Source organism: Candidatus Brevundimonas colombiensis (assembly GCA_029202665.1).
In the GTDB taxonomy this organism is placed as follows: domain Bacteria; phylum Pseudomonadota; class Alphaproteobacteria; order Caulobacterales; family Caulobacteraceae; genus Brevundimonas; species Brevundimonas colombiensis.
In genome coordinates, this window is record CP119326.1 from 2,768,267 (window position 1) to 2,787,998 (window position 19,732).

Consider the following 19,732-nt stretch of genomic DNA (forward strand, 5'->3'; position numbering starts at 1 on the left):
GGGCGAACAGCCGCTCTGATCCAGAGCGGTCGCCGGTGAAGCAGTCAGGGACGAAGTGCGCCCGACGCCTCAGCCGGCGTATCGAAAGCCGTAAAAGCCGTAGCCGAAATAGAGGCCGGACACCGCGCGCGAACGGTCGAACGAAACAGTGAGGGCGCGCTGGCGGGACATGGTCCGGTTCCGGTTATGCGGATCGGTTTGCGATCCGTGCGGTCTTAAGACACGCAAAGACCGTGCGTCGTCAACCCACGGAAGCGCTCAACAGAACGAAGCGCGTTCGATTATCGCTCGAATCCTGCAAATCGTTGCGCAGGATCGACAGACCATAGGCTTCTGCGGCGCCGATGGCGGCGATGGCGGCGCGGGTCGGGTCTCCAGCTTCGGCCACATCGCGCGCGGCCCCCGCCGTGTCGAAATGTTCGATGACCTTCATGTGCAGCGTCTTCAACGTCTGCGCGCATTGGGCCAGGGCGATGGGGTGGCTTTCCACCGTTCGAATGTCCGACAGGCGGGCGCCGGGCAATCCCATCAGAGCGTGACGGATCGGACGCCACACCTCTGCGACCGGCTCGATCCCCAGTTCGCGCACCAGCGTCGCTGCAGGCTCGACCATGCCGATGGTGGAGTTCTCGACGGGGATCAGGGCGCAGCCGCAATCGCCGGACTTTAAGGCTTGAAGCGCGCCTTCGAAGGTTTCGAACGCCACCGCCTCGTCCCACGGCCGCAACGCCATACAGGCCTCGTGGCTGAAGGCGCCCGGCGCGCCCTGATAGGCGACACGGCCGGGCTGTTCGTCTTGGTGCGCAGGCGTGTCCATATCCGTTACTCTCCGAACGCGGCCCGGAAAGCCCTTTGTCGTTGCAGGTCGATCAGACAGCGCGTCCATGTCCGCGCCGTGACCGCATCCGGTCGTATCTGCGGCGCCAGTCCCTGCCCCACAAGTCGAATGTGGTGCGACGGCGCGCTGTCTGGCGCAAGCCTAGGGTCGACCGCCGCGACGGTCGCCCTTTGGCTGTGTCGATCAGGCGGCTTCTGACCGGCTGATGCGGCCCGACTTCAGCCGTTCGGCGACCAGGAAGGCCAGCTCCAGCGCCTGATCGGCGTTCAGGCGCGGGTCGCAATGGGTGTGATAGCGGTTGGACAGGTCGTCCTCCGTCACCGCCTGAGCCCCGCCCAGACATTCGGTGACGTTCTGGCCGGTCATCTCCAGATGCACGCCGCCCGGATGGACGCCCTCGGCCTCGGCCACGTCGATGAAGGTCCGCACCTCGCCCAGGATTCGGTCGAAGGGCCGGGTCTTGTAGCCGTTGCCGGCCTTCAGCGTGTTGCCGTGCATCGGGTCGATGGACCAGATCACCTTGCGGCCCGACGCCTTCACTTCGCGCATCAGCTTGGGCAGACGCTCGCCCACCTTGTCGTGACCGAAACGGCCGATCAGCGTCAAACGCCCCGAGACATTGTCCGGGTTCAGGGCGTCGATCAGCGGCAGCAGGTCGTCGGCGGTCATGGTCGGTCCGCACTTCACGCCGATGGGGTTCTTGATCCCCTTCATGAACTCGACATGGGCGCCGTCCAGCTGGCGGGTGCGTTCGCCGATCCACAGCATGTGGGCCGAGGTGTCGAACCAGTCGCCGGAACCGCCGTCCAGCCGCGTCAGGGCGCTTTCGACGTTCAGCAGCAGGGCTTCGTGGCTGGTGAAGACCTCGACCCGGCTCAGATCGGGATGGGTCTCGGGCGTGACGCCGACGGCCTCCATGAAGGCCAGGGCCTCGGTGATCTTGTCGGCCAGTTCGCGGTACTGGGCGCCCGCCGCATTGTCGCCGGCGAAGCCGAGCGTCCAGCGGTGGATATTGTAGAGGTCGGCATAGCCGCCTCCGGCAAAGGCGCGCAGCAGGTTCAGCGTCGAGGCGGACTGGTTATAGGCCCGGATCAGGCGCTGCGGATCGGGCGCGCGCTCTTCCGGCGTGAACCCCATGCCGTTGATGATGTCGCCGCGATAGCTGGGCAGTTCGACGCCGTCGATCTCTTCCAGCGGCGACGAGCGCGGCTTGGCGAACTGACCGGCGATCCGCCCCACCTTCACCACCGGCTTGCGGCCGGCGAAGGTCAGGACCACCGCCATCTGCAGGATCAGGCGGAAGCTGTCGCGGATATTGTCGGTCGAGAACTCCTTGAAGCTCTCGGCGCAGTCGCCGCCCTGCAGCAGGAAGGCTTCCCCCTGCTCCACCTGCGCCAGCTTGGACGTCAGGCGGCGCGCCTCGCCGGCGAAGACGAGCGGCGGCAGCGCGCGCAACTCGTCCTCGACCACGGCCAGGGCCTTGGGATCGGGATAGTCCGCCGGCATGTGCAGGGCGGTCTTGGTTCTCCAGCTTTCGGGGGTCCAGCGTGTCATCGTGCAAGAATAGAGCTTCACGGTCGCCTGAACAACGAAAACAAGAATAGATTTTGCGGCGGAGCCTCAGTCTTCGGCGGGCGGCGCCTTTTCAGCCGCAGCCTCGGCCTTGCGTTCGGCCTTGGCCGCCGCTTTTTCGGCCGCCTTGGCCGCCGCCGCCCGCTCGCGTTCCTGGCGTTCGAAACTATAGTTGGGTTTGCGGGCCATCAGGCGTCCTTTCGTCAAATCACGTCGGCGACAAGGTGGCGGCAGGAGGCCTTCAGCGCAATGCGCCAAATCCCTCCGTCGCCTGAGCAACGTCAGAGCAGCCGTTCCTGTCGGGTCACGAACTTGGTCAGGACGTCCACCATGATGAAAAGGCGAGCAAGAAGGGTCATGACCATAGAACGCTCCAAGGATGAACCTGTTCTGAGGCGCGAGGCTTGGTCGCAGGCGCCGCATCCGCCTTCATGCCGCGCCGCCGGACGCCGATCGCCGGCGACGCTTCACACCCCCATCATTCTGGAGCCGACACCATGCCAAAACCCATCCTGATCGGAGGCGTCGAAGCCGGCGGCACCAAGTTCGTCTGCGGCGTGGGCGCTCCTGACGGCCTCGTCCTTGACCAGGTCCGGATACCCACGACCACGTCTGAGGAAACCCTGGCCGCCGTCAACGCCTTCTTCGCCAGGGCCGAGGCCGATCACGGAGATCTGGCCGCCTTAGGCGTCTGCAGTTTCGGCCCGCTGTCGCTGAACCCCGGCGCGGCCGACCATGGCGCGATCACCGCCACGCCCAAGCCGGGCTGGAGCGGAACAAACCTGCTGGATCGTCTGCGGCGCGGAACGGATACGCCGATTGTCCTGACGACCGACGTCAACGGCTCGGCCATCGGCGAGCGACTGTTCGGCAGCGGGCGCGGTCTGGACAGCTTCTGCTATATCACCGTCGGAACCGGCATCGGGGTCGGCGTCATGATCGACGGACAGCCGCACGGCGGCGCGAACCATCCCGAGGCGGGCCACATCCGAGTTCCGCGCGCGAAAGGCGACGAAGGCTTTTCCGGCGCCTGCCCGTTTCACGGAGACTGTCTGGAAGGTCTGGCCAGCGGACCGGCGATGCGGATTCGATGGGGCGCCCCGGCCGAGACCCTGGCGCAGGACCATCCCGCCTGGACGACGGCGGCCCACTATATCGCCAGCCTGTGCGCCAATCTGACCTATGTGCTTCGGCCTCAGCGCATCATCATCGGGGGCGGCGTGATGCAGCCGCACCTTTACGATCGGGTCAGACGCGCACTGATCCAGCAACTGGGAGGCTATGACGCCAGCGTGCGCGAACTGGACATGGACGACTATATCGCGGCCCCGTCAGCGGGCGCATCGGCCGGTCTTCATGGGGCCTTGGCGCTGGCCTATCGCGAGGCGACCGGGGACTGGCCCAATGACTGGGCGGTCTAGCGCTCGGCGCCGATCAGAGGTCCCTAGCGGGACCGTTCGGTTCGTCCGGCTCGCCATCCGCGTCCTTGTCGGTAAAATGCGTCCGCCTTCGTCCCTCGAACACGCTGGATAGGGCGAACAAGGCTCCCGCCAGAAGCACCGCGCCGACAACGAGGATGATCATGTTCATAGTGACGCAACGCGCCGGTGCACGACGGGTTCAGGCCAGCACCGCCGACCGCGAACGAGAATCAAATCCGGAGAAGATGGTGGATGCGACAGGGATTGAACCTGTGACCCCCTCGGTGTGAACGAGGTGCTCTCCCGCTGAGCTACGCATCCATGCCTTGCGGAGGCGGCGACATAGCCCGGTCGCCCGCCCCGCGCAAGCGTCCGTTTCAGATTCCGGCGGCGCGAACGGTTTCGGGCGTCTCGGCCTCGGGGTCGCCGGGCAGCCAGGCCACGTGGCCATTGTAGATGTCCTGGTTCAATATGCCCTCTTCCTTGGCCACCAGAACCGGCACCAGCATCTGGCCGGTCACGTTCGTCGCCGTACGCATCATGTCGATCACCCGGTCGATGGCGACGATATAGCCGATGCCTTCCAGCGGCAGGCCGGCGGTCGACAGGGTCAGGGTCAGCATGACGATGCTGGTCCCCGGCACCCCGGCCGTGCCCAGCGACCCCAGCACCGCCGTCAGGCCGATCAGCACATATTGCGTCAGGGTCAGGTCGATCTTGAAATACTGGGCGATGAAGATCGAGGCGATGGCCGGATAGATGGCCCCGCAGCCGTCCATCTTCACATTGGCCCCCAAGGGCACGGCGAAGGCGGCATAGGCCTGGGGCACGCCCAGCCGCTCGACCGTCTGGCGCAGGGTGATAGGCAGGGTTCCCAACGAAGATGAGGTGGCGAAGGCCGTCTGCTGGGCCGCGAAGGCGCCCCGGAAGAAGCTGGTGACCTTCAGGCCATGCACCTTCAGCAGGCCCGAATAGACGATCAGGATGTGGAACAGGCAGGCGGCGTAGATGGCGGCGATGAACTTCAACAGCGGCAGCAGGGCCTCCCAGCCGTAACCGCCGACCACCGAGCCGATCAGGCCGAACACCCCGATGGGCGTCAGCTGGATCACCCAGCGCGTGATGCGGAAGATGATGGCCGCGCCTTCATCGACCAGTCGCCGCACCCCCTGCGCCCGGTCACCGAGCGCGACCAGAGCCATACCGACCAGGGCCGAAAAGAAGATGATCTGCAACACCTTGCCCTCGGCTAGCGCGGCGAAGGGGTTGGTCGGCACCACGCCGATCAGCACCTCCAGCGGGGTCGGAATCACCCGTTCCCTGACCTCGCCCAGCGGCAGGTTCGACAGGCCGACGCCGGGATTGATGATGTGTCCGAAGGCGAAGCCGACCAGCACGGCCAACAGCGAGGTGATCGCGAACCAGACGATGGTGCGCACGCCCAGCCGCACAGCCCCTGCCCCCTCGCCCAGCTTGGCGATGGAACTGGCGATGGTGAACAGCACCAGCGGCGCAACCACCATGCGGATCAGATTCAGATAGACGTCGCCGATCGGCTGCAGCCAGACCTCCGCCCGCTCCCGCAGGATCAAACCGGCCAGTATGCCCAGGACGAAGCCGGCGGCGGTCCGCTGCCACAGCGGAATTTTCAGGAAACGAGCGAACATAGGGGAAGCACTTTCGACGGGGTGCGCCAATCTGTCCATCGCCAGGCCGATCCGCAACCGTATCGGCGATCATTCGTCGAGAGTTTTGCTGACGACCGTCTTCAGAATTTCAGCGCCTTCAGGACGTAGAAGTCGGACAACAGGCCGTCGATGGCCTCTTCCACATCCTCGAATTCGTCGATCAGCACATCCGCGCCCAGGGTCTCGACCGGAACCGGCGTGAAGCCGAAGGTGACCAGGATGCAGGCCATCCCCGCGTCCTTGGCCGCCCCAGCGTCCGGCGCCGCATCCCCGACCATGATCGCCCGTTCGGGATCGCCGCCGGCCAGGGCCACGGCCTCCTTCAGATGCGCGCCCGATGGTTTGCGCGCGCTGACACGGTCGGGGCCGACGATGGCTGCGAAATGTCGGGCGAGATCCAGCTTCTGCAAAAGCAGTTCGGACAGGTCCGAACGCTTGTTGGTCGCCACCACCAGCAAGGCGCCGCGCGCCGTCAGCCGCTCCAGCGTCTCGACCACGCCTTCGAAGGGTTGGGAGCCGTCGGCGATGTGGGCCGCGTAATCGACCAGGAACCGCTCGAAGAGGTCGTTCGACTGCGCCCGTTCGACCGGCGCGCCAGCCGCCTCGAACCCATGCACCAGCAGCGCCCGCGCCCCCGATCCGATCAGGGTGGAGGCCGCGTCCATCGCCACCGGCGGCAGTCCCTCCTCCACCAACAGTCGGTTCAGGGTTCCGATCAGGTCCGGCGCGGAATCGACCAGCGTCCCATCCAGGTCGAAGGCGATGGTCCAGCCTTCCAGGTCGCGATCGGTCATGGTCTTTCCTCGTTCTTTCTCCGTCATCCTCGGGCTTGACCCGAGGATCGGAAGGTCCGCCTTCTATGCGAAACGGCGACGCACCGCTGCTCGCCAAATCCGATCCTCGGGTCAAGCCCGAGGATGACGGCGTGTGACGGTCGTTGTAGACGGCGAGACGACTAGCCTTCGGGACGATTCATGACCAGACAGACACGCGCTCGCGCCGCCATCATTCTCGCCGCCGGCCAGGGAACGCGGATGAAGTCGCCCCTGCCCAAGGTGCTGCACCCCGTCGCCCATCGCGCCATGCTGGACCATGCCATCGATGCAGCCGAGGGTCTGGGCTGCGAGCGGATCGTCGTTGTGGTGGGCGCTCACTCCCCCGAGGTCCGCGCCCATGTGGTCAGACGGCTTGGCGAGGCCGCCATCGCGGTTCAGGACCCGCCGCTGGGCACCGGCCACGCGGTCCGCGCCGCCGAACAGGCCCTGGCCGGCTTCGACGGCGAAGTGGTCGTCACCTATGGCGACGTGCCGCTGCTGAAGGCCGCCGACATCGCGCCGGTGTTCAACGCGGACGGCGTGACCGTCATCGGCTTCGAGGCCCGCGATCCCGGCGCCTACGGCCGCCTGATCCTGGACGGCGACGCACTGACCGCCATCACAGAGGCCAAGGAAGCGTCGGCCGAGGTTCTGGCCGTGACCGCCTGCAACTCGGGCGTCATGGCCGCCCCGGCCGCCCTGCTGTTCGCGCTGCTGGCGGATGTGACGAACGACAACGCCAAGGGCGAATACTATCTGACCGACGTGGTCGAACTGGCGCGCAAGGGCGGTCATCCGACCCGCGCCGTCTTCGCCGCCGAAGATGCCGTGATGGGCGTCAACTCCCAAGCCGAACTGGCCCAGGCCGAGGCTCTGTTCCAGCAGGTTCAGCGCGAGACCTTCCTGGCCGCCGGCGTGACCATGAGCGCGCCCGACACCGTCCACTTCGCCTGGGACACCCAGGTCGGCGGCGGGACCGTGATCGAACCCTTTGTCGTCTTCGGCCCCGGCGCCGCAGTCGAAGGCGGCGCCCGCATCCGCAGCTTCAGCCATATCGAGGGCGCGCGCGTCGGCCCCGGCGCCGAGGTCGGCCCCTATGCCCGCCTGCGTCCTGGCGCGAATCTGGCGGAAGGGGTCAAGATCGGCAACTTCGTCGAGGTGAAGAATGTGGCCATGGCAAAGGGCGCCAAGGCCAACCACCTGTCCTATCTGGGCGACGGGGCGGTTGGCGCGGGCGCCAACATCGGCGCCGGCACGATCTTCTGCAACTACGACGGCTTCAACAAGGACCGGACCGAGATCGGCGCCGGGGCGTTCGTCGGCTCGAACTCCAGCCTGGTGGCCCCGGTCCGCATCGGCGACGGCGCCCTGATCGCCTCGGGTTCGGTCGTCACCGAGGATGTGCCGGCCGACGCCCTGGCCTTCGGTCGCGCCCGCCAGACGATCAAACCCGACGCCGCCGCCGCCTTCCGCGAAACCGCCAAGGCCAGGAAGGCTGCGGCCAAGGCCGCCCAGTCCAAAAGCGATCCCTCCAAATGAGCGACCTCCAGAAGAAGAACGCCGGCGAAGCGGCCGCCGCCCACGTCGAGGCCGGCATGATCGTGGGCCTGGGCACCGGCTCGACCGCCGCCTGGTTCGTCAAGGCGCTGGCCGCGCGCAACCTGTCCGGCCTGCGCTGCGTGCCGACGTCCGAAAAGACCGCCGATCTGGCGCGCGATCTGGGCCTGACGCTGTCGACGCTGGAGGACACGCCGCGCATCGACCTGACCGTCGACGGCGCCGACGAGGTTGGGCCGGGCCTGGCCCTGATCAAGGGCGGCGGCGCGGCCCTGCTGCGCGAGAAACTGGTGTGGGAGGCGTCCACCCGCTGTATCGTCATCGCCGACGCCGCCAAGGTCGTGCCGGTGCTGGGGACCTTCCCCCTGCCGATCGAGGTCGTGGCCTTCGGTCACAAGACCACCGCGAACCGCATCGCCGACGTCCTGATCGACCACGAGATCAACCAGCCCGCCCGCGTGCGTCAGGCGGATCGCGGCCTGGTCCGCACCGACGGCGGCAACCTGATCTATGATGCGGCGTGCAAGGCGATCAGCGACCCGGTGCGTCTGGCCGACGACCTGAAACTGATCACCGGCGTGGTCGAACACGGCCTGTTCCTGGACCTGGCCGACCTGGCCATCATCGGGACCGACGACGGCTTCGAGGAACGCCTGCCCTAATAGACGCCGCGTCGGCTCAACACGGCCGGCGCCGTGCGCGCCAGAAGGGCGAGATAGACGCCAAGGGTCAGGTGTCTGGCCAGCCAGACATCCATCGCCACCCGACGACGATAAGGCACGTCGTTGCGACCGGACACCTGCCACAGCCCCGTCAGGCCCGGTCGAACGGCGCAATAGTCGGCCAGCCGCCGCCCGTACAGGCTCGCCTCATCCATCACGATGGGCCGTGGCCCGACCAGAGACATCTCGCCCCTCAACACGTTCAGCAACTGCGGCAGCTCGTCGATGCTGGAACGCCGCAGCAGGCCGCCCAGACGCGTCACGCGCGCATCGTGGCGAAACTTTCGCGACGCGCGCCACTCCGCGTCGACCAGGCCGGGCAGCCGAGCCTCCGCATCGGTCGCCATGGTGCGGAACTTCAGACACGAGAAAAGTCGCCCGCCGCGTCCGATCCTTTGCTGGCGAAACAGCACCGGCCCGCCGCCCTGGCTCCACACCGCCAAGGCTGTCAGCGCCATCAGGGGCAGAAGGAAAAGGATGGCCGCCGACGCCAGACCGAGATCCAGCGTTCTTATAAGGCTATCGGCCTGCCGTTCGGGCGTCGCCGCGCGCAGACGCCTTACCGCCAACGGCGCCTGGATCGCCTCCATGATCGACATCGCATCGCCTCCCCCAACGAACAATCGCGTCTGGTTGAGTTAAAAACAACGCTCGATAATCGCATGGTCGATCAGCGCGAATTGACGACATCTGCAAAAACCACCATAGGTTGTCTATGCAGTTTCCGCCCGCCAATGACGACGACCGGACCAGGTCGCATCAGCCTTATGCGATGGAACAGCCGGCCGCATCCCGTTGGTCGGGCCGTATGACGGTGGGCGTGCTGGCGGGGCTCAGCCTTCTGCTGTGGGCGTTGATCGCCGGCGGCGTCTATATGATCGTGCGCATCCTGCTTTAGTCGCCGCTCCAGGCGGTCAGGGCCAGGGGCGCGCGTCGGCCATCGATCTGCACGGTTCCCGATATGACCACGGTGCGATCTCCCAGATTACGTCGCGCGGTCGCCAAGGCCCCCTGGTCGATCCGCGCATCAAGCTGGACCTCGCCGGTCCCCGTCGCGCCGGTCATGCGAACGGCGTCATCGGTGATCTGATAGCGGATAGGCAAGACCGTCTTTTCGCCCTCAGCCGTAGCCAGCGTCAGGATCAGGGGAGACGCGCCGCGATCCCCCGCCTCCCAAGCCGCGAACGCGGACCGCTGACCGATGAACAGCGAGACGACACCGGCGCTGTCAGGCGCGACCGGCCGGTACTCGCCCGACAGGTCTTCGCTGAGAGCGTGGCGAAAGACGGAGGTCTTCGTATCGTTACGCGGCTGCGTATCGTCATGCCGCTGGTCGCAGGCCCCGACGGCCAGCACCGCCAGAAGGGCTAAGGCGCCGAGACGACGCCTCATCGGTCCAGCCCCTTGTCCAGGGCGTGAAAGCCGGCGATGGCCAGTTCGGTGGCGCTGGCGAACACCGCCGGAGTGATCCGCTCGAACGTGTCGCTGGGGCGGTGATAGTCGGGGTGATAATCGACCCCCATATAGAGGAACGGCACGCCCGCCGCATGGAAGGCGGCGTGATCCGACGACTCGACCCAGTTGTTCTCGCCTGTGTCCTGCGGCGTGTCCTTGCCGAAGGCGAACGACACGGGCCCCTGCGCGGCGACAGGCTCCAGCAGCCCACGCAGATCGGGGTGCTGATAGCCGCCCGCGACCCACAGATGCCCGTCCGTCTCGGCGCGCGCCGTCATGTCGAAGTTCAGGTTCAGGCTGACGGACGACAGCGGCACGGGCGGCGCCTTGACGAACTCGCGCGCGCCCAGCAGCCCCCGCTCCTCGCCGTCCAGCGCCACGATCAGCACGCTATGCTCCGCGGCCTGAGCCTTCAGCCGCCGCGCCAGCTCCAGCATCGTCGCGACGCCCGAGGCGTTGTCGTCCGCGCCGTGATAGATTTGGCCGTCGTTCATCCCGACATGATCATAGTGGGCCGTCACCACGATATAGCGGTCCGCAACGCGCGTGCCGGGGATCAGGCCGACGATGTTGACGCCGTTGAACCGCTTCACCCCCTCGCGCGTGCGCCCCGGCGCCTCGAACGGTTGAAGCCGACCGAAGGATGCGGGCTGAACGCCCATCGCCTCCAGCCGCGACACGATATAGGCCCGCGCCCGTTCTCCCCCCGCCGACCCGGTGTCGCGCCCCTGCATGTCGTCGCCCGACAGAATGCGCACATCATCCAGCAAGGGGCCCGAGACGACGGAGACTGTCGTCGGTGCGACGGCGACCGGCGTGGTCGAAACCGGCGTGCAGCCGCTCAGCAGGGCGGCGGCCACGGAAAGACAAAAGGCGGTCGGGCGGATCATGCGAACTCCACAAAGGCCGATCAACCCTAGCCGCAGCCGAACTCCGCGTCAGCCGTTCGTTCGTGGTCACGACGATGCACGCGACCGCCGACAGATGATAAGGCACACGAATGGCCCCGACGAATCCTTCGCCCCCCGCCCTCCAAGACCTGACGCCTCAGACGGCGGCGGACGAACTGGCTTGGCTGGCCGCCGAGATGGCGCGTCACGACGCCCTTTACGCCGAGGCGTCGCCCGAGATTTCCGATGCGGACTATGACGCCCTGCGCGCCCGCAACGCCGCCATCGAGGCCGCCTTCCCCGATCTGGTCCGCGCGGATTCGCCCTCGAACACGGTCGGCGCCGCCGCCTCAATCCAGTTCGCCGAGGTGCGGCATGGCGTGCCCATGCTGTCGCTGGACAACGCCTTCGACGAAGGCGAGGTGCGCGATTTCGTGGCCCGGATCGCGCGCTTCCTGAAACTGCCAGCTGACGAGCCCATCGCCTTCGTCGCCGAACCCAAGATCGACGGCCTGTCCGCCAATCTGCTCTATGTCGATGGCAGGCTCAGCGTCGGCGCCACGCGCGGCGACGGTCGCACGGGCGAGGACGTGACCGCCAATCTGAAGACCATCACCGATGTCAAACAGGCGCTGGCGGGCGACGACTGGCCCGAGCGGATCGAGGTGCGGGGCGAGGTCTATGCCCCCAACGACGCCTTTGCGGCCTTCAACGCCGACGCCGAGACCGAGGGTCGCCGCACCTACGCCAACCCCCGCAACTTCGCCGCCGGTTCGCTGCGTCAGAAGAATGCGAAGATCACGGCGGGCCGCCCGTTGAACTTCTTCGCCTATGCCTGGGGCGAGCATTCCAGCGACTTCGCCGAGACCCAGTGGGAGGCGTTGCAGAAGCTGAAGGCGTGGGGCTTCCCGGTCAACGCCCGGTCGAAACGGGTCGAAGGCGCCGAGGGGCTGATCGCCGTCTATCGCGAACTGGAACGCGACCGCGCCACCCTGGGCTATGACATCGACGGCGTGGTGTACAAGGTCGACCGCCTGGACTGGCAGCGCCGCCTGGGCTTCGTCGCCCGCAGCCCCCGCTGGGCCATCGCCCACAAATTCCCGGCCCAGCAGGCGACCACGATTCTGGAAGGCATCGACATCCAGGTCGGCCGCACCGGCTCGCTCACGCCTGTCGCCCGGCTGCATCCGGTGACGGTCGGCGGTGTGGTCGTCCGCAACGCCACCCTGCATAATGAGGACGAAATCCAGCGTCTGGACGTCCGCATCGGCGACACCGTGCGCCTGCAACGCGCTGGCGACGTGATCCCCCAGATCCTGGGCGTGCAACTTGACCAACGGCCGGCCGACGCCGTCCCCTACGTCTTTCCCGATCACTGTCCCGTCTGCGGTTCCGAAGCGGTGCGCGAGGGCGATGAGGTGAAGCGCCGCTGCACCGGCGGCCTGATCTGCGACGCCCAGATCGTCGAGCGGCTGAAGCATTTCGTCGGCCGCCGCGCCTTTGATATCGAGGGTCTGGGCGAGAAACAGCTGGTCGCCTTCCACCAGCGGGGTTGGATCAGAGAGCCCGCCGACATCTTCCGTCTGGCGCGAGATCCGCAGCGACTGGCCGAGCTGGAGCGAGACGACGGCTATGGCGAGACCAGCATCCGCAACCTGATCGCCGGTATCGACGCGCGTCGCATCATCTCGCTGGACCGTTTCCTGTTCGGCCTTGGGGTGCGCGACATCGGCGAACAGACCTCCATCGTCCTGGCCCGCGCCTTCGAAAGCTGGACCGCGTTGAAGGCCGCCTGCCTGCAGGCCGCCAACGGCGTGCAGTCCGACGCCTGGACCGATCTGGCCGGCGCCCACGCCATATCGCCCCGGGTCTTGGCCCTGATGGCCGAGGCGACCCCCGCCGCCGATGATCCGTGGCCGGATGCTCCGATGGACCAGAAGATCGCCCTCGCCTTCCCCGGCATGGCCGCCCCCGCCCGCCGGTCCCTGGCCGCCATGACCAACGACTGGGCCGGTCTGGTGCATCTGGCCGGGATCGCCCGCAATGAAGGCCCGTCGGAGATGCTGAACCAGATCAGCGCCGTCACCGGCGTCGGTCCTGTCGCGGCCCTGGCTCTGGCCCACTTCTTCCACGAACCGCACAATCTGGAAGTCGTCGCCGCGCTGGAGGCCGAAATGACCGAGATCGTCGATGCCGAACGCCCCAAGGCCGACACCCCGGTCGCCGGCAAGACGGTCGTCTTCACCGGATCGCTGGAGCGTTTCACCCGCGACGAGGCCAAGGCGCGAGCCGAAAGCCTGGGCGCCAAGGTGTCGGGGTCCGTCTCGAAAAAGACCGACTATGTCGTCGCCGGCCCCGGCGCGGGGTCAAAGCTGAAGGACGCCGAAAAGCATGGGGTCGAGGTGCTGACCGAAGACGAGTGGTTGGCCCTGATCGCCTAACCGCGCAACTGCTCCAGCGCCGCCGGGAACCGCCGCGACAGCGGGGCCTCGACCGCGCCCAGCTCCACCGTCCAGTCGCCTGATCCGTCAGGGCGAAGACCGGTGACGCGGTCGGTGTTGACCAGCCACGAGCGGTGGACCCGCACGAAGCCGAACCGCGACAGTTCCGCCTCCACCGCCGCCAGCGTCGCCCGCATCAGCGGTCGCCGACCATCCGCCAGCCGGAACTCGACATAGTTCCCCGCAGAACTCGCCGCCAGGATATCGGCCAGCGGCACACGGATGATCCGGGCGCCATCGCGAATGTCGAAACTGACCGGCCGCACCGGCTCATCACGCCGCCGCCGCAGATAGGCTGTAAGCAGGAAGGCCCCCGCCAGCAGCCCATAAGTCACCAAATCCTTGCGCAGCTCATAGATGAAAGCGTCACCAAACTCGTATCGTCCGGCGTCCATCAGACCATAACCCAGCTTTCGCAGCAGCACGAAGCCGATGACATGCAGGATGGAAAACGCGAGTACGCCCGTCAGATGGATCAGGGCGAACCGCACTTTTGGCCGCCAGCCTTCGCCCGCGGGTTCATCTGGCCGGGCCAAGCTGATCGCAACCCACGGAATCCACATTGTCGCAAGAATGGCGATGCTGCTGGACACCTCCCAGAGCATCGGCTTCCAGCCTGCGATGTTCGGGTTGTCCGCTTGGACGCTCAATACATTGACCGTCGTATCCACCAACGAAAAGGCCAGAACACCCAAGGCGCAGACCCAGAAGTCACTTGGGTCGAGACGCCGTTTTATCCGCGACCATCCGCTCGTCACGGCAGGCGCGCCGTTCGTCCCCGCGAAACCGACACCATCCCGGCCAGACCGCCGCGTGCCCCCTGACGATTGCTGATCCGACTGCTCATCCGCGAGGACGCGCCTCATATCATTGGCCAAGGAACTCTCGCATGTCTTCATCGCCCCTGCTCGCGTCGCCGCCCGGCATGATAACGGGCCGACGATACGATCTGGACTGGATTCGCGTCGGCGCCTTCATGCTGCTGATCCTCTATCACGTCGGCATGTTCTACGTGCCCTGGGATTGGCATGTGAACAGCCCGCGTCAGATCGAGGTTCTGGAGCCGGTCATGATGCTGACCAACCCGTGGCGGCTGACGCTTCTGTTCCTGGTGTCCGGCTGCGCGACACGGTTCCTGGCCGATGGATTTGAGGCGCGCGGCAAGAGCGGCTGGGCCCTGGCCGGGTCGCGCACCTTACGCCTGCTGCCGCCGCTGCTGTTCGGCGTGTTCGTGATTGTGCCGCCCCAAAGCTATTACGAAGTCGTCGAGGCCGCCAAGGGCCTGGGCATGGCCGACCCGGCGCATAGCCCTGTGCTGCAGGACTTCTGGGTCCGCTACGCCACGTCGAACGGGCACTGGTGCGATGCCGATGGATGTCTGACCACCCCAACCTGGAACCATCTTTGGTTCATCGCCTATCTGCTGCCCTACAGCCTGATCCTCGCGGCCCTGATCGGCGTTCCGGCCGTGCGGCGGCGGGTTCAGGCTGGAGCGGACCGCGTGTTCAGCGGATGGGGCGTGATTGTCTGGCCGGTCGTCTATCTGCTGGTGATCCGCTGGGTCCTGGCCCCACGTTTCGAGATCACCCACGCCCTGACCGACGACTGGTACAATCACGCCCTCAGCTTCGGCGCATTCCTGTTCGGCTATCTGACCGCTCGATCCGAAGCCGTGCGGCAGACGATGATCCAGGTGCGTTGGCCAGCCCTGCTCGTAGGGCTGTGTGCTTGGGCGGGATGGGCGTCCTATGCCTGGGTCTACCGCGGCGATCTCGCCCCTCCCGAACCTCTTCGGCAAGCGATGAGGGTGGTTTATGTGCTGGATCAGGCTGGCTTCATCGCCGCCATCCTGGGCTTTAGCGCCCGGTGGCTGAACCGGACCGGCCCGGCGCTGCGCTATCTTTCGACAGGCGTGTTCACCTTCTACATCGTGCACCAGACCGTGATCGTCGTGGCGGCGCACAATCTGGCCCAGCTAGACCTGCCCTTGGGGCTGGAAGCCGGTCTTGTCATTCTGATCACTGCGCTGGGCTGCCTCGCCGCCTACGAGATCGCGCGGCGGAGTGGTTGGCTGGGTGTTCTTTTGGGTGTCAAACCCCCTCGCCGGATCGCCGAACCGTAAAACCTGTGAGGAAACAATTCCGTCAAGCATCTGAAAACTTGACGTAACGTCGCCTGTATTGCCGTCGGCCGAACGCTATTTCCGACTTGTTTTCGACGGAAATCAGGATCAGCGTGTTGTGCAATAGGACCGCCCGCAAACAACCTGAGGACAAAGGAAACGACCATGAAGATCAAGATTCTGATGGCTGCGGCAGCCCTGACCGGCGCGCTCGCCACCCCGGCCCTGGCTGGCGACCCAACGGGCCTTTGGCAGACCCCGACCAACGGGGGCCAGGTGCGTATCGCGCACTGCGGTCAGGCCCTGTGCGGCACGCTGGTGACGTCTGACCACATTCGCGCCGACGCCAACGCCCGCGACGAGCACAACCGCGATGCCGCTCAGCGGAACCGCACCCTTCGCAACCTGCCTATGCTGACCGGCTTCACGGGCGGGCCGACGGAATGGCGCAACGGTTCGGTCTATAATCCGGCTGACGGCGGCACCTATCGCGGCACCATCACCATGACCAATGACAACAGTCTGCGCCTGCGCGGCTGCATCGTGGCCCCGCTGTGCAAGACCCAGACCTGGACCCGTATCCAGTAGATTTCGCCGCAAACAGACAAAAGGCCCGGCCGGAGCGATCCGACCGGGCCTTTTTTCATTCACGACATCCGAATCAGCGGTTCAGCGAACTCATGCCGCCTGGCGCATAGCGTTCGCCCGCCGCCGCGCCGCGCGGGAAAACCGCCTCGATCCGCGCCAGGTCCTCGGACGTCAGCGCGATATCCGTCGCCGCCACGTTCTGCTCCAAGGTGGATATCCGGCGTGTGCCGGGGATTGGGACCAGATCATCGCCCTGAGCCAGCACCCAGGCCAGGGCCAGTTGCGCGCCCGTCACACCCTTGTCGGCCGCGATGGCGCCGACCGCATCGACCAGGTCCAGGTTCCTCTGGAAATTGGCGCCGGCGAAGCGCGGATTGGTGCGCCGGAAATCGTCGGGCGCCAGGTCGTCGACCGACTTGATCTCGCCAGACAGGAAGCCCCGGCCCAGCGGACTATAGGGTACGAAGCCGATCCCCAGTTCACGCACCACATCCAGCAGCCCGTCCTCCGGATCACGGCTCCACAGCGAGTATTCCGTCTGCAACGCGGTGATCGGATGGGTCGCCTGGGCCCGGCGCAACGTCTCGGGCGCCGCCTCGGACAGGCCCAGGAAGCGAACCTTGCCCTCCTTCACCAGCGCGGCCATGGCCCCGACCGTCTCTTCGATCGGCGTATTGGGATCGATGCGGTGCTGGTAATAGAGATCGATGTGATCGACCCCCAAGCGACTCAGGCTGCCTTCAACGGCCCGACGCACATTGGCCGGCGAGCCGTCGGTGACGGCAGAGCCATCCGGCTGGCGATTGATGCCGAATTTCGTGGCGATGAAGGCCTGATCGCGACGATCCTTCAACGCCTGGCCGACCAGAACCTCATTGGTGTGTGGGCCATACATTTCCGCCGTGTCGAACAGGGTGACGCCCAGATCGAGCGCGCGATGAATGACCTTGATGGATTGGGCTTCGTCAGAACCGCCGTAGAAGGCGCTCATGCCCATGCAGCCCAGGCCGATGACTGAAACCTCAGGACCGTCGCGGCCCAGCTTGCGCATCTTCATGAAGCGCTCTCCTGTCGATGTGGGGGATCGGCATTCATGCCGACGACCAGGAGATGGGTGTCCAACCCAAGCCTGACAAGGCGCGTGGACACTTCGTGATGGTACCGCCTCTCAGGCTTGAACTGAGGACCTCCGGTTCCACAAACCGGCGCTCTAACCAACTGAGCTAAGGCGGCCCGCTCATCGCGAGGCGCGTTCTCTACCGGGCCTGACCGATGCGATCAAGCGACTTCGTGCGATTTCGTCAGGAGAATTCTGCGGACCTCTGATCCAATAAAAGACGCCCCGGAGATGGCTCTCCGGGGCGTTTGGTCTCTTATCGCTTTTGGCTCAACCGAGGTTGAACGGCACCCGGACGCGGAAGGTCGCGTCCTGAGCGGCGCCATCAACGGTTCGCGGGGACAGTTGTCCACGCTGAACCACCCGAATGGCGGCGCGGCCGAAGCCCATGCCAGCGGGCTCTTCCGAGACCACCTGGCAGTTGGCCGGAGACCCGTTGGAGCGCGCGGTGCACTCGACGGTGGCCGATCCGCTGATCTCACGTTCCAGCGCGCGCGCCGGGAAGTCGTCCGCGGTCGGACGCGGCTGGCGCGCCCACTGGACGTTCGTGATCGTCGACGGGCGAACCGGAGCCGGCGGAGCGGGCGGCGGCGGCGGTCCGGGAATATTCACGGGCGGGCCCGTGTATTCCACCCGGTCTTCCTTCTTCGTCGGCGTGATGTTCACCGGCGGAGGAGGCGTGACGTTCGGGACCGGCGCCGGCACGCGCACTTGAAGCTTAGGCGGCGGCGGCTGATCCGTCGGCGGCGGCGGCGGGGGCGGAGGCGGCGGAGGCGGGGGAACCGGCTCAACCAACTCGACCTCGACGGACTCGTCGACGTAGTTGAATTCCTTCAGCTTGAACTTGGATTGCTGCAGGAAGAAGATCAGCAAGGCGAACAGGATGGTGACGATCAGCAGGCAAACGATTAGCACGGGGTAGGAAACCCCCATGAAGCCCTTCGACCTGGGTACGTCGTAACGACTGCGATGATATTCGACGTCTGTCATACTATCTCCGCGCTCTAGCTCGTCGCCTGGTCTTCGCCGACCAGTGCAACGCTGTAGAAACCGTTATCCTGAAGCGCATTCATGACCTGCATGAAGTCACCGTAACGGGTGTTCTGATCGCCCCGAATGAAGATCCGCTCATCCGCCGGGTTCCGGGATCCGATCTGCTTGAGCAGATCTTCACCAAGAGCACCGACGCTGGTCTTGAAGTCGCCCACATAGACGTCGCCGTCGTTCTGGATCGAAATATAGACCGGCTTGGGCGGGTTCGGGGCCGCCTTGGCGACGGCGATTGGCAACTCGACGGGCACCGACACGGAGGCTAGCGGAGCCGCCACCATGAAGATGATGAGCAAGACCAGCATGATATCAACGAAAGGCGTAACGTTGATATCGCTGTTGGCCTCGACCACGTTGCCAGCGCCGCCCGATTTAATCTTGGCGGCCATCCGTCTTACGCTCCCTTGTCGAGCTGGCGCGAGATGCCGTTCAGCAGCTCAGCGGCGAAGCCGTCGGCGCGGGTGCCGTAACCGGCGATGCGCGTGTTGAAGTAGTTGTAGAAGACAACGGCCGGGATAGCGGCGAACAGACCGATGCCGGTGGCCAGCAGGGCTTCAGCGATACCCGGAGCAACGACGGCCAGGTTGGTCGTATTGGATTCCGCGATGCCGATGAAGGAGTTCATGATGCCGTAAACGGTGCCGAACAGACCGACGAACGGCCCGATGGACCCGACGGAAGCCAGGAACTGCTGGCCGCCCGACAGGCGCTTGGCCAGGCCGGATTGAACGGCGGCGACGGCGGCTTGGGCGCGGCCCAGGGCCGAATCCAGGTGATCGCCGGTGACCGACAGGCCCGACTGACGCGACAGTTCGATTTCCTCGGTGGCGGCGGCGGCCATGTCGGCCAGCGGGTTGCCGTCGAACTCTTCCTGGGTGGCGACGGCGCGCATGTCAGCGATCGTGCGGGCGCCGCGGAAGCTTTCGAGGAAGTTGTCGGTCTTGCGGTTCAGCGAACCGAACTCGAACAGTTTGATCAGCAGCAGGGTCCACGACAGGATCGAGGCCAGAAGCAGGCCGGCCATGACGACCTTAACGACCACCGTGGCTTCCATGAACATGGAGATGGGGGTGATGCCGCTGCCGTGATGGCCGCCGACGGCCTGGTTCACCGATGCGGGATCGGCTTCCGGCGTCGCCGGGGCTGCGGCGGGGGCCGCAGTCGAGGCAGCCGGGGTCGGCTCGGCCGGGGCCTGGGCCAGAACCGGCGAGCTCGCCATCAGCGCGGCGGCGCCGGCCATGGCGAGAAGGATGTTCGTCTTTTTGCTGTTCAGCATAGTTCGCCAGTTCCTGCTTGGTCTGACTCGTGGAACCAAAGGTGCGGCCATAGTCAGCGACCGCCCCCCAACCTGAAATGTTTCCTTCAGCGCACGCCGTCCTGCTCGAGGATCGAAGCC

Annotated in this window: 22 protein-coding genes and 2 tRNA genes; 8 read left to right on the plus strand and 16 right to left on the minus strand. The window is 66.0% G+C overall.

The genetic code is table 11. From position 1 onward, the window contains the following. Nucleotides 1–241 precede the first annotated feature (241 nt). The 3 genes from P0Y50_13515 to P0Y50_13525 all read right to left on the minus strand — a co-directional run bounded on the left by P0Y50_13515 (nt 242) and on the right by P0Y50_13525 (nt 2,599). Nucleotides 242–817 (minus strand): prephenate dehydratase domain-containing protein, encoded by a 576-nt coding sequence (locus P0Y50_13515; GenBank protein WEK39542.1) that lies wholly within the window; start codon nt 815–817, stop codon nt 242–244. A gap of 204 nt (nt 818–1,021) precedes the next feature. Continuing rightward, a complete protein-coding gene (locus P0Y50_13520) occupies nt 1,022–2,392 on the minus strand; it encodes a 3-deoxy-7-phosphoheptulonate synthase class II (GenBank protein ID WEK39543.1) in 1,371 nt (456 codons plus the stop codon). Between the two features lie 66 nt (nt 2,393–2,458). Further along, complete coding sequence (locus P0Y50_13525) at nt 2,459–2,599, minus strand: hypothetical protein (protein WEK39544.1); 141 nt, start codon at nt 2,597–2,599, stop codon at nt 2,459–2,461. 308 nt (nt 2,600–2,907) lie between these two features. Here P0Y50_13525 and P0Y50_13530 point away from each other — a divergent pair, with 308 nt between their 5' ends. Then, nucleotides 2,908–3,831 (plus strand): ROK family protein, encoded by a 924-nt coding sequence (locus P0Y50_13530; GenBank protein WEK39545.1) that lies wholly within the window; start codon nt 2,908–2,910, stop codon nt 3,829–3,831. Nucleotides 3,832–3,844: 13 nt separating this feature from the next. Here P0Y50_13530 and P0Y50_13535 read toward each other — a convergent pair whose 3' ends face one another. From P0Y50_13535 to P0Y50_13550, 4 genes are all read right to left on the minus strand, one after another. Then, nucleotides 3,845–4,000 carry a hypothetical protein gene (locus P0Y50_13535; protein ID WEK39546.1) on the minus strand — a complete coding sequence of 52 codons (156 nt, stop codon included), beginning with the start codon at nt 3,998–4,000 and terminating at the stop codon, nt 3,845–3,847. A gap of 77 nt (nt 4,001–4,077) precedes the next feature. Continuing rightward, nucleotides 4,078–4,152, minus strand: a tRNA-Val gene (locus tag P0Y50_13540). Between the two features lie 56 nt (nt 4,153–4,208). Next, nucleotides 4,209–5,498 carry a dicarboxylate/amino acid:cation symporter gene (locus P0Y50_13545; protein ID WEK39547.1) on the minus strand — a complete coding sequence of 430 codons (1,290 nt, stop codon included), beginning with the start codon at nt 5,496–5,498 and terminating at the stop codon, nt 4,209–4,211. A 101-nt stretch (nt 5,499–5,599) separates the two neighbouring features. Next, nucleotides 5,600–6,313, minus strand: coding sequence for an HAD-IA family hydrolase (locus tag P0Y50_13550; protein WEK39548.1), 714 nt, complete (start codon nt 6,311–6,313; stop codon nt 5,600–5,602). A 180-nt stretch (nt 6,314–6,493) separates the two neighbouring features. On the opposite strand from P0Y50_13550, the gene glmU reads away from it, so the two are divergent. Further along, nucleotides 6,494–7,873 (plus strand): bifunctional UDP-N-acetylglucosamine diphosphorylase/glucosamine-1-phosphate N-acetyltransferase GlmU, encoded by a 1,380-nt coding sequence (glmU, locus tag P0Y50_13555; GenBank protein ID WEK39549.1) that lies wholly within the window; start codon nt 6,494–6,496, stop codon nt 7,871–7,873. Further along, the gene (gene rpiA / locus P0Y50_13560; protein WEK39550.1) at nt 7,870–8,553 is read left to right on the plus strand and encodes a ribose-5-phosphate isomerase RpiA; all 684 of its coding nucleotides are present in this window, start codon (nt 7,870–7,872) and stop codon (nt 8,551–8,553) included. The genes glmU and rpiA overlap by 4 nt, the downstream gene beginning before the upstream one ends. Here rpiA and P0Y50_13565 read toward each other — a convergent pair. Then, a complete protein-coding gene (locus P0Y50_13565) occupies nt 8,550–9,212 on the minus strand; it encodes a sugar transferase (GenBank protein ID WEK39551.1) in 663 nt (220 codons plus the stop codon). The genes rpiA and P0Y50_13565 overlap by 4 nt on opposite strands. A gap of 116 nt (nt 9,213–9,328) precedes the next feature. Between P0Y50_13565 and P0Y50_13570 the strand changes: the two genes are divergently transcribed. Then, nucleotides 9,329–9,511: a hypothetical protein gene (locus P0Y50_13570; protein WEK39552.1), complete on the plus strand. Its 183-nt coding sequence runs from the start codon at nt 9,329–9,331 to the stop codon at nt 9,509–9,511. On the opposite strand, the gene P0Y50_13575 is transcribed toward P0Y50_13570, so the two are convergent. Continuing rightward, nucleotides 9,508–10,005, minus strand: coding sequence for a hypothetical protein (locus P0Y50_13575; protein ID WEK39553.1), 498 nt, complete (start codon nt 10,003–10,005; stop codon nt 9,508–9,510). The genes P0Y50_13570 and P0Y50_13575 overlap by 4 nt on opposite strands. Continuing rightward, nucleotides 10,002–10,958 (minus strand): M28 family peptidase, encoded by a 957-nt coding sequence (locus P0Y50_13580; protein ID WEK39554.1) that lies wholly within the window; start codon nt 10,956–10,958, stop codon nt 10,002–10,004. Before P0Y50_13580 ends, P0Y50_13575 begins: the two co-directional genes overlap by 4 nt. A 110-nt stretch (nt 10,959–11,068) precedes the next feature. Between P0Y50_13580 and ligA the strand changes: the two genes are divergently transcribed. After that, a complete protein-coding gene (ligA, locus tag P0Y50_13585; GenBank protein WEK39555.1) occupies nt 11,069–13,399 on the plus strand; it encodes an NAD-dependent DNA ligase LigA in 2,331 nt (776 codons plus the stop codon). Here ligA and P0Y50_13590 read toward each other — a convergent pair. Further along, nucleotides 13,396–13,950 (minus strand): LytTR family DNA-binding domain-containing protein, encoded by a 555-nt coding sequence (locus P0Y50_13590; GenBank protein WEK39556.1) that lies wholly within the window; start codon nt 13,948–13,950, stop codon nt 13,396–13,398. The two genes, ligA and P0Y50_13590, sit on opposite strands and share 4 nt — an antisense overlap. Before the next feature lie 88 nt (nt 13,951–14,038). Between P0Y50_13590 and P0Y50_13595 the strand changes: the two genes are divergently transcribed. The 3 genes from P0Y50_13595 (at nt 14,039) to P0Y50_13605 (ending at nt 16,169) form a co-directional block, all read left to right on the plus strand. Beyond that, nucleotides 14,039–14,293, plus strand: coding sequence for a hypothetical protein (locus P0Y50_13595; GenBank protein WEK39557.1), 255 nt, complete (start codon nt 14,039–14,041; stop codon nt 14,291–14,293). A gap of 55 nt (nt 14,294–14,348) precedes the next feature. After that, nucleotides 14,349–15,581 carry an acyltransferase family protein gene (locus P0Y50_13600; GenBank protein ID WEK39558.1) on the plus strand — a complete coding sequence of 411 codons (1,233 nt, stop codon included), beginning with the start codon at nt 14,349–14,351 and terminating at the stop codon, nt 15,579–15,581. A gap of 165 nt (nt 15,582–15,746) precedes the next feature. After that, nucleotides 15,747–16,169, plus strand: coding sequence for a DUF2147 domain-containing protein (locus tag P0Y50_13605; GenBank protein WEK39559.1), 423 nt, complete (start codon nt 15,747–15,749; stop codon nt 16,167–16,169). A gap of 73 nt (nt 16,170–16,242) precedes the next feature. Here the strand turns inward: P0Y50_13605 and P0Y50_13610 are convergent, their stop codons facing one another. The 5 genes from P0Y50_13610 to P0Y50_13630 form a co-directional block, all read right to left on the minus strand. After that, complete coding sequence (locus tag P0Y50_13610) at nt 16,243–17,226, minus strand: aldo/keto reductase (GenBank protein WEK39560.1); 984 nt, start codon at nt 17,224–17,226, stop codon at nt 16,243–16,245. A 99-nt stretch (nt 17,227–17,325) separates the two neighbouring features. After that, nucleotides 17,326–17,402 (minus strand) — tRNA-His (locus tag P0Y50_13615). A gap of 154 nt (nt 17,403–17,556) precedes the next feature. Then, nucleotides 17,557–18,276, minus strand: a complete 720-nt coding sequence (locus tag P0Y50_13620) for an energy transducer TonB (GenBank protein ID WEK39561.1) — start codon at nt 18,274–18,276, stop codon at nt 17,557–17,559. Between the two features lie 14 nt (nt 18,277–18,290). Then, nucleotides 18,291–18,725 carry a biopolymer transporter ExbD gene (locus tag P0Y50_13625; protein WEK39562.1) on the minus strand — a complete coding sequence of 145 codons (435 nt, stop codon included), beginning with the start codon at nt 18,723–18,725 and terminating at the stop codon, nt 18,291–18,293. A gap of 5 nt (nt 18,726–18,730) precedes the next feature. Beyond that, on the minus strand, nt 18,731–19,612 hold the full coding sequence (locus P0Y50_13630; GenBank protein ID WEK39563.1) for a MotA/TolQ/ExbB proton channel family protein: 882 nt from the start codon (nt 19,610–19,612) through the stop codon (nt 18,731–18,733). Nucleotides 19,613–19,732 lie beyond the last annotated feature (120 nt).